Genomic DNA, 12,971 nt, shown 5'->3' with positions numbered 1-12,971 from the left:
CAGGAGTCGAACCTGCGGCCTCAAGATTAGAAGTCTCGTGCTCTATCCATCTGAGCTACGGGCGCGCGCGCTACGGCTGTTAGCGCGGATTGTGCGCCCGCGAAACGTCGATATGACATAGGACCAAGAACCAATGGGGGTGGCATGCGCTTAAAGCAAGTTAACGCGATCGACACGCGCGGCGCGCAATTCCGCTATTACGACATCATGATGACGGCGCTCGTCGTCATCCTGGTGCTCTCGAACGTGGTGGGGGCCGGCAAGCGCGCGGTGATTGACCTGCCCGGATATGGCGCATGGCCGTTTGGCGCGGGTATTCTGTTCTTCCCGCTGTCCTACCTGCTCGACGACGTGCTGACCGAGGTTTACGGCTATGCCCGCGCGCGCCGCGTGATCTGGGTGGGCTTTGTCGCGCTGGCGTTCCTGGTGGTGATGGAATGGACCGTCGTCGCGCTACCGCCCGCGGCCGACTGGACCGGCCAGCCGCAATATGAATATGTCTTCGGTCTGCCGCCGCATTGGGTGAAGACATTCCCTTACATCAGCGTCGGCATCGGCGGGCGGATCGCCTTTGCGTCGCTGTGCGCCTTCTGGGTCGGCGACTTCCTCAACAGCTATGTGCTGGCCAAGATGAAGATCCTGACCGATGGCAAGATGCTCTGGACGCGCACCGTGGGCAGCACGATCGTGGGGGAGGGCGCGGACAGCCTCGTCTTCTACCCGCTTGCCTTTTACGGCCTACCCGATTGGCCGGTCGGCGCGATGCTGGCGGTGATGCTGAGCCAGTTCGTCCTCAAGGTGAGCTGGGAAGTGCTGCTGACGCCGGTGACATATGCGGTGGTCGGGTTCCTGAAGCGGGCGGAGGGCGTCGAAGTGTTCGATCGAGGAACAGACTTTTCGCCGTTCCATGTGGGGGTCTAGGCGCAAGCGACGGCGGTTTGATCGGGATCAAAGCGGATGACGGCTGGATTTGACAGGGTTGCTCCACAGACGTTGAGCGAAGGAGCAGACCATGTCGTTTCAGTATCGCGCCGCCAGCTTTGCACCTGAAGCGTCACCTGCCATTGCCGAGCCTAGCCAGGCGCTGAGCAATGGCCGCACGCCGCATGTGTTCGATTTGCCGCCGATCCTCCACATCGGCATGTTTGCCGGGTTCTTCGTCTTTCTCGGGATTATGTGGAGCGCATTTGCCGACCCGGAACTGGCTATTCCCTTTGCGATCTTTGCCATTTTGCTGGGTGCCGCGCTGGTCGTGCCGGGATTATGGGCGCATGTCGCCCCCGCTTCGGGAACCGCCCAGACCTGGGGAGATTTTCAGCGAGACGGCATTGTTTGCGCGACGGGGCATGTCGCTGCGACCGCCGCGATCGCGCAAGTGATGATCATGCCGGCAATGCTGATCATCTGGGGGTTGGCGGTGGCGCTGATCCACGCCTTCGCCTGAGCCGATCAATCGGCAGCGGCGCGCAACGCCGATGGGTTGAGGATCGCGATCGATTTCAACCCACGGCGCTCGATGGTGCCATCCCGTTCGAACCCCGTTAGCTGGCGACTGACCGTCTCGATCGTCAGGCCGAGCAAGGTCGCCATCTCACCGCGGGTCAGTGGCAACACGAATTCTCGGTTCGCCGATGGCGATGCTGTGTCGACTTCATCGGCCAGTACCAGCAACAGACCTGCGACCTTGGCACGCGCTGACCGGCGTCCGACCAAATCAAGCATGTCGCGCGCCGACGCTAGCTGCGCGGTTGTTGCCTGCAGGATGCGCTCCATGAACCCCGGGTGGCTCCGCATCTCGCTTTCGACCAGGCTGCGTGGGAAGACGCACAACTCGCTGTCCGTGAGCGCAACGGCATCGCTGTCGATATCCGCCGCGAAGAGGCGCGCTAACATGCTTGACGGCTGCAAGAGCGCAATGGTGCGCTCAACCCCGTCGCGATCGCAGCGCGACAGCTTGACGGCGCCCGCAACGAGCGTGGCGCAGGCCACGGACTCGTCGCCGCTCGCGAAGATCAGCTCGCCACGCCGATAATGCCGCTTCAGACCCAGCCGTGCCAGCGCCAGGCGTTCCTGTTCCTCAAGTCCACTACAGATTGCCAGGTCGCGAACCGGGCAATCGCCGCAGCCGAGCGGGTCCGAGTGGGTCGTCAAGCGCCGACCACTTCCAGCAGCCCCTCGAACAGGCGGCGGCCATCGCTGCCGCCATGCGCGGCTTCGATACGGCGTTCAGGGTGGGGCATCATGCCGAGCACATTGCTGGCGGCATTGACGACGCCGGCGATATCGCGGGCGGAGCCGTTGACGGGCTCGGCATAGCGGAAGGCGACGCGGCCTTCGCCTTCGAGCCGGTCGAGCGTATCGGCATCGGCGAAGTAGTTACCGTCATGGTGCGCGACGGGCACGGTGATCGTCTCGCCCGCTTCATAGCGGCTGGTGAAGGTCGTCTGAGCGTTGGCGACCGACAGCGCGACATCGCGACACACGAAATCGAGCCCGGCATTGCGCAGGAGCGCGCCGGGCAGCAGGCCGATTTCGGTCAGCACTTGAAAGCCGTTGCAAACGCCGACGATAGGCGCGCCGCGCTCGGCCGCAGCGACCACCGCCGGCATGATTGCCGACCGCGCCGCAATCGCCCCGCAGCGCAGATAATCGCCGTAGCTGAACCCGCCGGGCACCGTGATGAGGCCGATGCCATCTGGCAGCGCCGTCTCGCCGTGCCACACCATGTGCGGCTTGCTGCCCGTGACTGCCTCAAGCGCGACCGCCATGTCGCGATCGCAGTTGGAACCGGGGAAGACGATGACGGCCGTTTTCATACACTTTCCTTCGTGGTCGCATCGCCGGACGAAAAACCGGTTCCCACTTTTTCTGGCGATGCTCGCTCAACCCGGTAATTCTCGATCACGGTATTGGCGAGCAGCTTGCGGCACATCTCGTTGATCTGCGCATCGTCAACCGTATCGTCGACATCGAGCTCGATCAGCTTGCCGGCGCGCACGTCATTGATGCCCGAAAAGCCCAGGCCGCCCAGCGCCTTTTCGATCGCCTTGCCCTGCGGGTCGAGCACGCCGTTTTTCAGGGTGACGAAAATGCGGAGTTTCATGCGCGGGCCCGGTTGTTGGTCGAAGGGAGTGCTGAGGCCGCCTATGCCGCGCCACTCGGCTCGCCGCAACCTTCATCACTCGTTTACCGACCGGGCATAGCTTCGGCCAAGCTCGCGTGTGTCGGCGGGCACGACCGGAAAGGACCGCGTTATGGCCGGACTGGCATTGGCCTTGTTCATCGCCCTGTTCGCTTTTGGCCAGCAATATTTCGGCTGGGAGGATACGCAGGGGCGCATTCAGCTGGCGCTGTTCAGCTGCTTCGTCTTCGGGATCATCTGCGGGCTGAAGGCAAAGGGCTGATCGCCCTTATTTGCCGCGCCGCAGCCGGTGGCTCTCCAGGTCGAGAACGGCGTTCTCGGCGCCTTCGGGCAACAGGCCCAGCCGCCGCGCGACTTCCTGATAGGCTTCCATTTCGCCGCCCAAGTCGCGGCGGAAGCGATCCTTGTCGAGCTTTTCGCCCGTCGTCATGTCCCACAGTCGGCAGCCATCGGGGCTGATTTCGTCCGCCAGGATGACGCGGGCATAATCATTGTCCCAGATGCGGCCGAATTCGAGCTTGAAGTCGACAAGCCGGATGCCGATCCCCGCGAACAGGCCTGATAAAAAGTCGTTTACGCGGATCGCCATGTCGGCGATATCGTGCATTTCTTCCTGGCTTGCCCAGCCAAACGCGGCGATATGCTCTTCGGTGATCATCGGATCACCGAGCGCGTCATCCTTGTAATAATATTCGATGATCGTGCGCGGCAGCTGCGTGCCTTCCTCGATCCCCAGCCGGGTGCTGAGCGAGCCCGCCGCGACGTTGCGCACCACCACTTCGATCGGGATGATCTCGACCTGGCGGATCAACTGCTCGCGCATGTTGAGGCGGCGGATGAAGTGCGTCGGCACGCCGATATTGGCGAGCAGCGTAAAGACATGCTCGGAAATGCGGTTGTTGAGCACGCCCTTGCCGTTGATCGTGCCCTTTTTCTGGGCGTTGAAGGCCGTCGCGTCGTCCTTGAAATACTGGATCAGCGTGCCCGGCTCGGGGCCCTCATAGAGGATCTTGGCCTTGCCTTCGTAGATCTGGCGGCGGCGTGCCATGTCGGCGAACCCTTCATGTAAAAAAGCGATTTGCCCCGAACAGCTCGTGCGGCGACGCAAGGCTGGCCGGGGCAGGAAAGCTGACGCTATATCGGATGGCTGGTGTCCGCGCAATCACTGGAGGCGCTCAGGTGACTGCGCGGCGCTCGGCGAAATCAGGGCGGAGATAGCGACGGTCGGCGAGGATATCGGCGAGGATCATGCCGGCGCGGGCAATATCCTCGAAGCGCAGATAGAGCGGCGTCAGGCCGAAGCGGACGATGTCGGGATCGCGGAAATCGCCGATCACGCCCTCGGCGATCAGTGCCTGGCAGAGCGCGTAGGCATGGGGATGGCGGAAGGCGATGTGGCTGCCGCGCTGCGCCGGATCGCGCGGGGAGACGCATTCCAAGCCAAGCGCGTCGCCGATGGCGGCCATCGCGCGGAACAGGGCGGCGCTCTTGGCTTCGATCAGCGCCATGTCGGCGCTGAGCATCACATCGACGCCGCTCTCCAGCGCGGCCATCGCCGTGATCACCGGCGTGCCCGCCAGCCAGCGGCGGATGCCGGGCGCCGGTGCATAGCCATCAGTGAAATCGAACGGCCGAGCATGGCCCATCCAGCCCGAGATCGGGTTGTGCAGCCGATCCTGCCAGCGCTTGGCGACGAACTGATAGGCCGGCGCGCCGGGACCGCCATTCAGATATTTATACCCACAGCCGACCGCGACATCGACATTGCAGGCGTTGAGATCGATGTTCACCGCACCGGCGGAATGGCTCAAATCCCACAGCACCAGCGCCCCGGCTGCATGCGCCCGCGCGGTCCACTCGGCCATGTCGAACCGCTCGGCGGTCTTGTAATGGACATGGGTGAGCAGCAGCAGCGCGGTCTTGGGCCCGATCGCTTCGGCCAGATCGCCGCGCCGCACCGCCTTCAGTCTCGCGCCCGGCACGCTCGCCACGGCGCCTTCGGCGATGTGGAGATCGGTCGGGAAATTGCCGAGCTCGGTCACGACCTCAGTCCGCGCCGGATCGAGGCGCAGCGCGGCGACGATCAGCTTGTACAAGTTGGCCGAGGTCGAATCGCAGGCGATCACTTCGCCCGGGGCTGCGCCGACCAGCCGGGCGATCTTGTCGCCGATGCGCTGCGGCGCTTCGATCCAGCCCTCGTTCCAGCCGCGGATCAACCGCTCGCCCCATTGCCGCTCGACCAGATCGGTTACCGCGCCCGGTGTCGCGCGGGGCAGAGGGCCGAGCGAATTGCCGTCGAGGTAGATCACGCCTTCGGGCAGCGCGAACCGGTCGCGAAAGCCGCGCAGTGGATCGGCGGCGTCGAGAGCGCGCGCCTCGTCCAGCATCATCACTTCAGCGCCTCCGTGATGCGTTGCCGCGCGACGGCCCAGGCGCGCGTCTCGGGCGCCACCAGCTCGGCGTGCCCGGTATCCTCAACCGTATCGAGCGTCGCGACATCGCCCGCCGCGCGCGCCGCTTTCACATAAGCTGGCGCCATCCGCGCCGGGATGATCCGGTCGAGCGCGCCATTCACCAGATGCTGCGGCACGCCGAGCGGCAACAGGCGCGGCACCGAGGTATCGGCGAACACGTCCGGGTGCGCCGCCGTCGCTGCGCCGGTGAGCCGCGCGACCACCTCGGTGCCGCAGCCATTGTCCGGGCTCGCCGCGGTCGCTTCCAGGTCGGGCAAGCCGCCCAGGCTGACGACCGCTTTGATCGGCAACGGATCCGTCGACCACAGCGCGCTCGATCGTGGCAGCCGATGCCGCGCCGCCAGCCACAAAGCGAGATGCCCGCCGGCCGAATGCCCGACCGCGACGACCCGGTGCGGGTCGAGATGATAACGCGGCGCCACGTCGCGCAGCATGTCCGCCGCTGCCGCCACATCGGCGAAGGTGCCCGGATAGCCTGCGCCTGGCCGATCGACGCCGCGATAATCGATGTTCCACACCGCAATGCCGTGCCGGCGGAGATCATCGGCGATCCAGTCCATCAGCGTCCGGTCGGCGATCGCGGTCTGCCAGCAGCCGCCATGGACCATCACGACGACCGGATGCAGCCCGGGGCCTTTGGGGAGCCACAGATCGACCTGCTGATAAGGCTCCGTGCCATAACGCAGCACTGCGTCGCGCGCCGGGCGCGGGCGGCTGGTGAGCTCGGCCCAGGTGAGCAAATGCGGCGGATCGGCAGTCATGGTCGTCCCTGCTGCGACGAAACCCAAGGCCAAGGCAAGACGGATCATCAACCCAGCCTAATCGACCGTACAACCTCTCGCCAGCGCGATATCGCGCTGCTAATCGCGAGCGGACAATGACCGACCTGATCGACCCGCCTGCCGTGCCCGAGCCCCCCATCGGCATTTTCGACGCGCCGTTCGATAGCGCACTGTCAGAGCGCTACCTCGTTTATGCGCTGTCCACCATCACTGCGCGGTCGCTGCCTGATGTGCGCGATGGGTTGAAGCCGGTGCATCGGCGGCTGTTATGGGCGATGCGGCTGCTGCGGCTCGATCCGGCGCAGGCGTATAAGAAGTCGGCGCGCGTCGTGGGTGACGTGATCGGCAAATATCACCCGCATGGCGATGCCTCGGTCTATGACGCGATGGTCCGCCTCGCCCAGGATTTCGCGCTGCGCTATCCGCTTGTCGACGGGCAGGGCAATTTCGGCAACATCGATGGTGATAACGCGGCGGCCTATCGCTACACCGAAGCGCGGCTGACCCAGGTCGCGATCGACCTGATGGACGGGCTCGACGATGACGGCGCCGATTATCGCGCGACCTATAATGGCGAGGATGAAGAGCCGGAGCTGTTCCCCGGCCTGTTCCCCAATCTGCTGGCGAACGGCGCGGCGGGGATCGCGGTCGGCATGGCGACGAGCATCCCGCCGCACAACGCCGCCGAGCTGATCAACGCCGCCATCCACCTGATCGACAATCCCAAGGCCGATGATGCTGCGATGCTGGGCTTTGTGCAGGGGCCGGATTTCCCGACCGGCGGTCTGGTGGTCGACAGCCCAGCGGCGATTGCGGAAGCCTATGCGACCGGGCGCGGCGGCTTCCGGGTGCGGTCGCGCTGGCATGTCGAGGATCAGGGGCGCGGCACCTGGGTCGCGGTGGTTACCGAGATTCCCTATGGCGTGCAGAAGGGCAAGCTGATCGAGGCGATTGCAGCGATCGTCAACGACAAGAAGCTACCGATCCTGGCCGATGTGCGCGATGAATCGGATGCCGAGGTGCGCATCGTGCTGGAACCGCGCGCGCGGACGGTGGACGCCGATACGCTGATGGAAAGCCTGTTCCGCTTGTCTGACCTGGAGACGCGGTTTTCGCTCAACCTCAACGTGCTCGATGCGCAACGGACACCGCGGGTGATGAGCCTGCGCCAGGCGCTGGTGGCGTGGATCGAGCATCAGTTCATCGTGCTCCAGCGGCGCACGCGCTTCCGGCTCGGCAAAATCGCGGATCGGCTGGAGCTGGTCGATGGCTATATCATCGCTTTCCTCAATCTCGATCGCGTGATCGAGATCATCCGCACCGAGGACGAGCCCAAGCCGGTGATGATCGCGGAGTTCGAGCTGACCGATCGGCAGGCCGAAGCGATCCTCAACATGCGGTTGCGCAGCTTGCGCAAGCTGGAGGAGATGGAGCTGCGCCGCGAGCGCGACGACCTGACTGCCGAGCGCGAGGGGCTGGAGGCGTTGCTCGGTTCCGATGCGCGGCAGAAGACGCGGATGAAGAAGGATCTGGGCAAGCTGCTCGATCGCTATGGCCCCGAAACCGCGCTCGGCAAGCGACGAACGACGATCGCCGAGGCCGGGCCGGTCAAGGAAATCCCGCTTGAAGCGATGATCGAGCGCGAGCCGATTACCGTCATCCTGTCGCAGCGCGGCTGGATCAGGGCGATGAAGGGGCATATCGAGCTGGCCTCGGCTGAGGCGCTGAAGTTCAAGGAAGGCGACGGGCCGGGCTTTGCCTTTCATGCGCAGACGACCGATAAATTGCTGCTCGCGGCGGAAAATGGCCGCTTCTACACGCTGGCGGCGGACAAGCTGCCGGGCGGGCGCGGGTTCGGCGAGCCGGTACGGCTGATGATCGACCTGGAAGGCGAGGTCGGCATCACCGCGCTGTTGCCGGCGAGCGCGGCGGAGAAGCTGCTGGTCGCGGCGAGCGACGGGCGCGGCTTCATCGTCAAGGTGGCCGACGTCATTGCCGAGACGCGCAAGGGCAAGACGGTGGTCACGCCGCGCCTCAATGCCAAGCTGCGCATCGTGCGGCCGATCGCGCCGGTCGACGATTATGTCGCGGTGATTGGCGACAACCGCAAATTGCTCGTCTTTCCGCTGTCCGAGGTCGCCGAGCTGGCGCGAGGGCAGGGAGTGCAGTTGCAGCGCTATCGCGACGGCGGTCTTGCCGACGCCAAGACCTTCGTGTTCGCACAAGGGCTGAGCTGGGCAATGGGTGGCGAGAGCGGTCGCACGCGCAGCGAGACCGACTTGACGCCATGGCGCGCGGCGCGCGGTGCGGCCGGGCGGATGCCGCCGACCGGCTTCCCGCGCGACAACAAGTTCTGACGCTGCAGGCATCGCTTTGGCGCCAAGCCGCTGGGCGATCGGGCCAATTCAGAGCGAATTAACCCTCTGCCGCTAAGCCGGCTGACAATGCTGTCACTGTTCCGGTCTCAAGGCGCCACGCCGCCAGCCGTTGCCAGGGCGCGCGAGCCGCGCGCGCGCGTCGCCGGGGCTGTTCGGGCGGGAACGCCGCAGGCGCTCGCCGTCCGCGCGATCGGGCTGCTTCCCGTTGCTGCGGCGCTGATGATCTTACGCGACGACGGCAGCATCGGCTTTGTCGGTGCCAACCGCGCGTTCGATGCGACCGGGCTTGGTCCGTCGGCACCGGGATCGCCGATCGTGGCGCAATTGGGGGATCGCATCCGCGCCTTTATCGCCAGCGACCAGCTGAGCGAGGAATTCCAGTGGCAATGGGGCGATGCGGTCGAGCGGCGGCACTTCATGGTGTCGCTCGCACGGCTCAAGATCAAATCGGGCGGGCGGTTCCTGCTCAGCCTGGTCGACCAGACCGCCGAACGCCGCACCGAGCGCAATCTGCGCCGCGAAATGCTGACCGACAGTCTGTCGGGCTTGCCCAATCGCGCCGGCTTTAGCGATGTGCTCGAAACCACGTTCGGCGCGCCCGATGCTGATCGGTCGAACTATGCCGTGCTGATCGTCGATCTCGCCCGCTTCGCGCGGATCAACGCATGCCTGGGATCGATGGTGGGCGACGAGCTGTTGATTACCGTCGCGCGCCGGCTGAAAGGGGCGCTGCGCGCGCGCGACGTGCTGGCGCGCACCGGCGGCGACGAATTCGGCATATTGATGACGCTCGACGATGGGCCGGGCGATGCCGACCATGTCGCGCGCCGCATCCAGGGCGCGCTGGCGCTGCCGTTCCAGCTTTCCGACTATGAAATCCGCGTGTCGTGCTCGATCGGCGTCGCGTTCGGTGCCGAGGATATCGCCGATCCCGAGGACCTCGTTCGCCACGCCCAGTTTTCGGTCAAGCGCGCCAAGACGAGCGGGCTGGTCGAGATTTATCAAAGCCGGGCGCATGATCAGGCACGCGAGCAATTCGGCCTCGAGACCGAGCTGCGGCGCGCGATCGAAAACCGCGCGCTGACGCTTGCCTATCAGCCGATCTGGGATCTCGCATCGGGCGATATCCTGAAATTCGAGGCCCTAGCGCGGTGGTCGACCGAGGACGGGGTCGATATTCCACCGCAGGACTTTATCCGCGTCGCCGAGGAATCGGGGCTGATCGTGCCGCTTGGCCGCTGGGCGATCGATGAAGCCGCGCGGACAATCGCGGCGTGGGACAGCGCTTATGGCGGGTCGTTCGGCGTGGGCCTCACCGTCAATGTCTCGGCGATCCAGCTGCAGCGCGACGACATCGTCGCGGTGGTCGAGCGGGCGCTGGCGACGCACAAGCTGAGCGGCGATCGCTTCACGCTCGAACTGACTGAAAGCGCGCTGGTGAGCGAAGGCGACACGATCGGCCGCACCATGCACGCGTTGAAGGACCTGGGCGCGAAGATCGCGATGGACGATTTCGGCACGGGCTATTCCAACCTCGCTTATTTGCAGAAGCTGCCGATCGATTTGCTCAAGATTGACCGTAGCTTCGTGACCGGGATGCTGGCCGACCGTGACAAGATCGCGATTGTTCGCGCGATTCTCTCATTGGCGCAGGCATTAGGGCTGCGCGCTTGCGCTGAGGGCATCGAAACGCAGGAATTGGCGCAGACGCTGGCCGCGCTCGGCTGTGCTTATGGCCAGGGCTATCTCTACGCGCCGCCATTGACGGCGGACGCGGCGTATCAGCTGGTCGAATCGCGCCGTGCCGCGGCGACAGCGGCGTCGACGATGGCGGTCAGACGCTCGGCGTCGGGGAACCCTTCCGCGACCCATTGATCCTCGACCGCGCGCAACAGCCGCGCGACTTGGGGTCCCTTATCGATGCCGCGCGCGACGATCGCGCCGCCGCTGATCGGCAGGCGCGGTGGCTGCCAGCCTTGGATTTCCCGCGCGTCATCGACACGCCCGGCGAGCAGCAATTGGTCGACCGCGCTTTCGGCGCCGACGCGATAGGCAAGCGCGCGCGGGTTGGTCTCATCGGGTGCCGAGACCGCGTGCGCTAGCCGCTTGCGATCGGCATTCGAGAGCTTGAGCCGTGCGGCGACGTTATCGGCGATGGCGGGGTCAGCGGGGAGCAAGGCGGCGAGCCGACGGATGGCGTTGGGCTCGATCGCTGCGGCTTGCTCCGCCTGCGCAAGCCGCGCGAGCCGGTCAGCGCCGCCCTGATCGATCTCGGGCAGCACGGGGAGGAAGATGCCGCGTTCGACCATCAGCGCGACGACGGGCACCGCGTTCTTCGCGACCAGCAGGCGGGTGAGTTCGCTGGCGATGCGCTCGCGCGACAAGGCCATCAAATCGCGGGCGCGATCGGTGCAGGCGGCAAGGCCGACCACGTCTATCGTGGTGCCGAATCGGGCATGGAAGCGGAAGAAGCGGAGGATGCGTAAATGATCCTCGGCAATGCGCTGATACGGATCGCCGATGAAGCGCACGACGCCGGCCGCCAGATCATCGAGCCCGCCGAAATAATCGTGAATGTCGCCCGAGGGGTGATCGGCGTAGAGCGCGTTGATGGTGAAGTCGCGGCGCATCGCGTCCTCGCGCCAGTCATCGGTAAAGGCGATGGTGGCGTGGCGGCCATCGGTGGAAACGTCGCGGCGCAGCGTTGTGACCTCGACCGGCCCGCTCGGCAGCACGGCAGTGACGGTGCCGTGGGCGAGGCCGGTCGGCACCGAACGGATGGTTGCCGCTTTTAATCGCTCGATCACCTCGTCGGGAGCCAGGCGGGTCGCAAGATCGATATCGGTGACAGCGCCGCCGAGCAGCGTATCGCGCACTGCGCCGCCGACGAAGCGCGTCGCGCCGCCCGCCATATCGAGCGCGTCGGCCAGCGTTGCTAGCCCCTCGCGGTGGCGCCATGGCGCGTCGGGCAGGCGGCGGGCGCTCATGCGAAGCCCTTGAGCCGCAGCGACAGGTTGACGATCATCGCCGCCGTCGCACCCCAGATGCGCCGGTCCTGCCAGAGGATCTCATAATAATGCCGCTCGCGTCCCTGCCATTCGCGGGCGACGCGGCGGTGATTGGCGGGATCGAGCAGGAAAGCGAGCGGCACCTCGAACACCGCGGCAACCTCGTCGGCGCTCGGCACCAGCACGATATCGGGTGTCACAACGCCAACGACCGGCGTGACTTCATAGCCGGTGACCGTCCGATAAGCGTCGGTGATGCCGACCACGGTGACCTGCGACGGCGGCAGCGCGATTTCCTCCTGCGCCTCGCGCAGCGCCGCCGCGACCGCGCCATCGTCACCGGGATCGACGCGGCCGCCGGGGAAAGCCACTTGGCCGGCGTGGCGGCGCATCGTGTCGGGGCGCTGCGTCAGGATCACGCCGGGCTCGGCACGATCGGTGACCGGCACCAGCACGGCGGCAGCGGTCACCTGATCGAACGGCAGGCCGGCGAGATCGACATGGTCGCCGGGCAGCACTGGCGCCGCCTCGGCCATGCCGGCGGTCAACGCTGCCCCCAGCCGCTCGGCGAGCGTCATGCGCTTGGCTCGATCGGGAAAAAGGCGCCGTCGCTCCAGATGCCGGGGGGCTGATCGTTGCCGGCGAGCGCGAGTTCGGCGAGGTCGTAATAGATCGGTCGCGCGACAAGCGCTTCTAGGCCGCCGCGAACATGGAGATAGGGGCGGGGCCCGTCGGCCGTTTCGGCGAAACGCAGGCGATGATCGGGGCCGGCAGTGACGAGATCGCCGGTGTTGAGGCGGAAAGCGAGCCGCGCTTCCCGGCCACTGCCTGCCGCCTTCATCTCGACCGCCAAGAACGGTGCATCCTCGACATCGATGTCGAGCTTTTCGACCGGCGTCACCAGCACATAGCTGCCGTCAGCCTCACGCCGCAGCACGGTCGAGAACAGCCGCACCATGTTGATCCGCCCGATCGGTGAGCGTTCGTGGAACCAGGTGCCGTCGCGCGCGATGCGCATGCCGCTATGGCCGCAATGCGCAGGGTTCCATTGCTCGACCGGCGGCAAGCGCTGGTCCTCCACCAGCCGAGCGATATCGGCGAGCGACAAGCTGCTGAGATCGGGGAAGGGCGCCATCGGCATGGCAGCGGGTTAGGGCAGCGGGTGCGCGGGGTAAAGCGTTCCGCGC

General features: G+C 65.8%; 13 protein-coding genes and 1 pseudogene. 5 read left to right on the top strand and 9 right to left on the bottom strand.

Annotation, left to right across the window (positions count from 1 at the left end; translation table 11 throughout):
• Positions 1-144 precede the first annotated feature (144 nt).
• Both ACLB0R_RS16155 and ACLB0R_RS16150 read left to right on the top strand, forming a co-directional pair.
• Positions 145-921, top strand: coding sequence for a queuosine precursor transporter (locus tag ACLB0R_RS16155; protein ID WP_416644367.1), 777 nt, complete (start codon positions 145-147; stop codon positions 919-921).
• A gap of 91 nt (positions 922-1,012) precedes the next feature.
• Positions 1,013-1,444 carry a hypothetical protein gene (locus tag ACLB0R_RS16150; protein ID WP_416644366.1) on the top strand — a complete coding sequence of 144 codons (432 nt, stop codon included), beginning with the start codon at positions 1,013-1,015 and terminating at the stop codon, positions 1,442-1,444.
• A gap of 5 nt (positions 1,445-1,449) precedes the next feature.
• Here the strand turns inward: ACLB0R_RS16150 and ACLB0R_RS16145 are convergent, their stop codons facing one another.
• The 3 genes and pseudogenes from ACLB0R_RS16145 to purS all read right to left on the bottom strand — a co-directional run.
• A complete protein-coding gene (locus ACLB0R_RS16145) occupies positions 1,450-2,151 on the bottom strand; it encodes a Crp/Fnr family transcriptional regulator (RefSeq protein ID WP_416644365.1) in 702 nt (233 codons plus the stop codon).
• Positions 2,148-2,816, bottom strand: a complete 669-nt coding sequence (purQ, locus tag ACLB0R_RS16140; RefSeq protein ID WP_416644364.1) for a phosphoribosylformylglycinamidine synthase subunit PurQ — start codon at positions 2,814-2,816, stop codon at positions 2,148-2,150. The genes ACLB0R_RS16145 and purQ overlap by 4 nt, the downstream gene beginning before the upstream one ends.
• 59 nt (positions 2,817-2,875) lie before the next feature.
• Positions 2,876-3,103 (bottom strand): annotated as a pseudogene (gene purS, locus ACLB0R_RS16135) (phosphoribosylformylglycinamidine synthase subunit PurS); the annotation flags it as partial.
• 151 nt (positions 3,104-3,254) lie between these two features.
• Between purS and ACLB0R_RS16130 the strand changes: the two are divergent.
• Positions 3,255-3,404, top strand: coding sequence for a hypothetical protein (locus ACLB0R_RS16130; protein WP_416644363.1), 150 nt, complete (start codon positions 3,255-3,257; stop codon positions 3,402-3,404).
• Between the two features lie 6 nt (positions 3,405-3,410).
• On the opposite strand, the gene purC is transcribed toward ACLB0R_RS16130, so the two are convergent.
• The 3 genes from purC to ACLB0R_RS16115 form a co-directional block, all read right to left on the bottom strand.
• Positions 3,411-4,190: a phosphoribosylaminoimidazolesuccinocarboxamide synthase gene (gene purC / locus ACLB0R_RS16125; RefSeq protein WP_416644362.1), complete on the bottom strand. Its 780-nt coding sequence runs from the start codon at positions 4,188-4,190 to the stop codon at positions 3,411-3,413.
• Positions 4,191-4,317: 127 nt separating this feature from the next.
• On the bottom strand, positions 4,318-5,532 hold the full coding sequence (gene kynU, locus ACLB0R_RS16120; protein WP_416644361.1) for a kynureninase: 1,215 nt from the start codon (positions 5,530-5,532) through the stop codon (positions 4,318-4,320).
• The gene (locus ACLB0R_RS16115; protein WP_416644360.1) at positions 5,532-6,425 is read right to left on the bottom strand and encodes an alpha/beta hydrolase; all 894 of its coding nucleotides are present in this window, start codon (positions 6,423-6,425) and stop codon (positions 5,532-5,534) included. Before ACLB0R_RS16115 ends, kynU begins: the two co-directional genes overlap by 1 nt.
• A 68-nt stretch (positions 6,426-6,493) precedes the next feature.
• Here ACLB0R_RS16115 and parC point away from each other — a divergent pair, with 68 nt between their 5' ends.
• Positions 6,494-8,755, top strand: coding sequence for a DNA topoisomerase IV subunit A (parC, locus tag ACLB0R_RS16110; protein ID WP_416644359.1), 2,262 nt, complete (start codon positions 6,494-6,496; stop codon positions 8,753-8,755).
• A gap of 87 nt (positions 8,756-8,842) precedes the next feature.
• Positions 8,843-10,651: a putative bifunctional diguanylate cyclase/phosphodiesterase gene (locus ACLB0R_RS16105; protein WP_416644358.1), complete on the top strand. Its 1,809-nt coding sequence runs from the start codon at positions 8,843-8,845 to the stop codon at positions 10,649-10,651.
• Here ACLB0R_RS16105 and ACLB0R_RS16100 read toward each other — a convergent pair.
• Genes ACLB0R_RS16100 through ACLB0R_RS16090 form a run of 3 tightly spaced genes read right to left on the bottom strand, consistent with a single transcriptional unit; the run spans position 10,558 to position 12,925 of the window.
• A complete protein-coding gene (locus ACLB0R_RS16100) occupies positions 10,558-11,763 on the bottom strand; it encodes a CCA tRNA nucleotidyltransferase (RefSeq protein WP_416644357.1) in 1,206 nt (401 codons plus the stop codon). The genes ACLB0R_RS16105 and ACLB0R_RS16100 overlap by 94 nt on opposite strands.
• Complete coding sequence (locus tag ACLB0R_RS16095; RefSeq protein ID WP_416644356.1) at positions 11,760-12,362, bottom strand: CoA pyrophosphatase; 603 nt, start codon at positions 12,360-12,362, stop codon at positions 11,760-11,762. The genes ACLB0R_RS16100 and ACLB0R_RS16095 overlap by 4 nt, the downstream gene beginning before the upstream one ends.
• Positions 12,359-12,925: a DUF1285 domain-containing protein gene (locus ACLB0R_RS16090; RefSeq protein ID WP_416644355.1), complete on the bottom strand. Its 567-nt coding sequence runs from the start codon at positions 12,923-12,925 to the stop codon at positions 12,359-12,361. The genes ACLB0R_RS16095 and ACLB0R_RS16090 overlap by 4 nt, the downstream gene beginning before the upstream one ends.
• Between the last annotated feature and the right edge of the window lie 46 nt (positions 12,926-12,971).

It is taken from the genome of Sphingomonas sp. GlSt437 (genome assembly GCF_048015635.2).
Taxonomy (GTDB): Bacteria; Pseudomonadota; Alphaproteobacteria; order Sphingomonadales; family Sphingomonadaceae; genus Sphingomonas.
Note: the sequence above shows the minus strand (reverse complement) of the source record. Positions and strands in the feature narration are given on the sequence as shown.

Coding starts and splice junctions, on each gene's coding strand:
- ACLB0R_RS16155 (WP_416644367.1), top strand. CDS start 145: ATGCGCTTAAAGCAAGTTAACGCGATCGACACGCGCGGCGCGCAATTC.
- parC (WP_416644359.1), top strand. CDS start 6,494: ATGACCGACCTGATCGACCCGCCTGCCGTGCCCGAGCCCCCCATCGGC.
- ACLB0R_RS16150 (WP_416644366.1), top strand. CDS start 1,013: ATGTCGTTTCAGTATCGCGCCGCCAGCTTTGCACCTGAAGCGTCACCT.
- ACLB0R_RS16115 (WP_416644360.1), bottom strand. CDS start 6,425: ATGATCCGTCTTGCCTTGGCCTTGGGTTTCGTCGCAGCAGGGACGACC.
- ACLB0R_RS16100 (WP_416644357.1), bottom strand. CDS start 11,763: ATGAGCGCCCGCCGCCTGCCCGACGCGCCATGGCGCCACCGCGAGGGG.
- ACLB0R_RS16090 (WP_416644355.1), bottom strand. CDS start 12,925: ATGCCGATGGCGCCCTTCCCCGATCTCAGCAGCTTGTCGCTCGCCGAT.
- ACLB0R_RS16105 (WP_416644358.1), top strand. CDS start 8,843: ATGCTGTCACTGTTCCGGTCTCAAGGCGCCACGCCGCCAGCCGTTGCC.
- ACLB0R_RS16130 (WP_416644363.1), top strand. CDS start 3,255: ATGGCCGGACTGGCATTGGCCTTGTTCATCGCCCTGTTCGCTTTTGGC.
- ACLB0R_RS16095 (WP_416644356.1), bottom strand. CDS start 12,362: ATGACGCTCGCCGAGCGGCTGGGGGCAGCGTTGACCGCCGGCATGGCC.
- purC (WP_416644362.1), bottom strand. CDS start 4,190: ATGGCACGCCGCCGCCAGATCTACGAAGGCAAGGCCAAGATCCTCTAT.
- purQ (WP_416644364.1), bottom strand. CDS start 2,816: ATGAAAACGGCCGTCATCGTCTTCCCCGGTTCCAACTGCGATCGCGAC.
- kynU (WP_416644361.1), bottom strand. CDS start 5,532: ATGATGCTGGACGAGGCGCGCGCTCTCGACGCCGCCGATCCACTGCGC.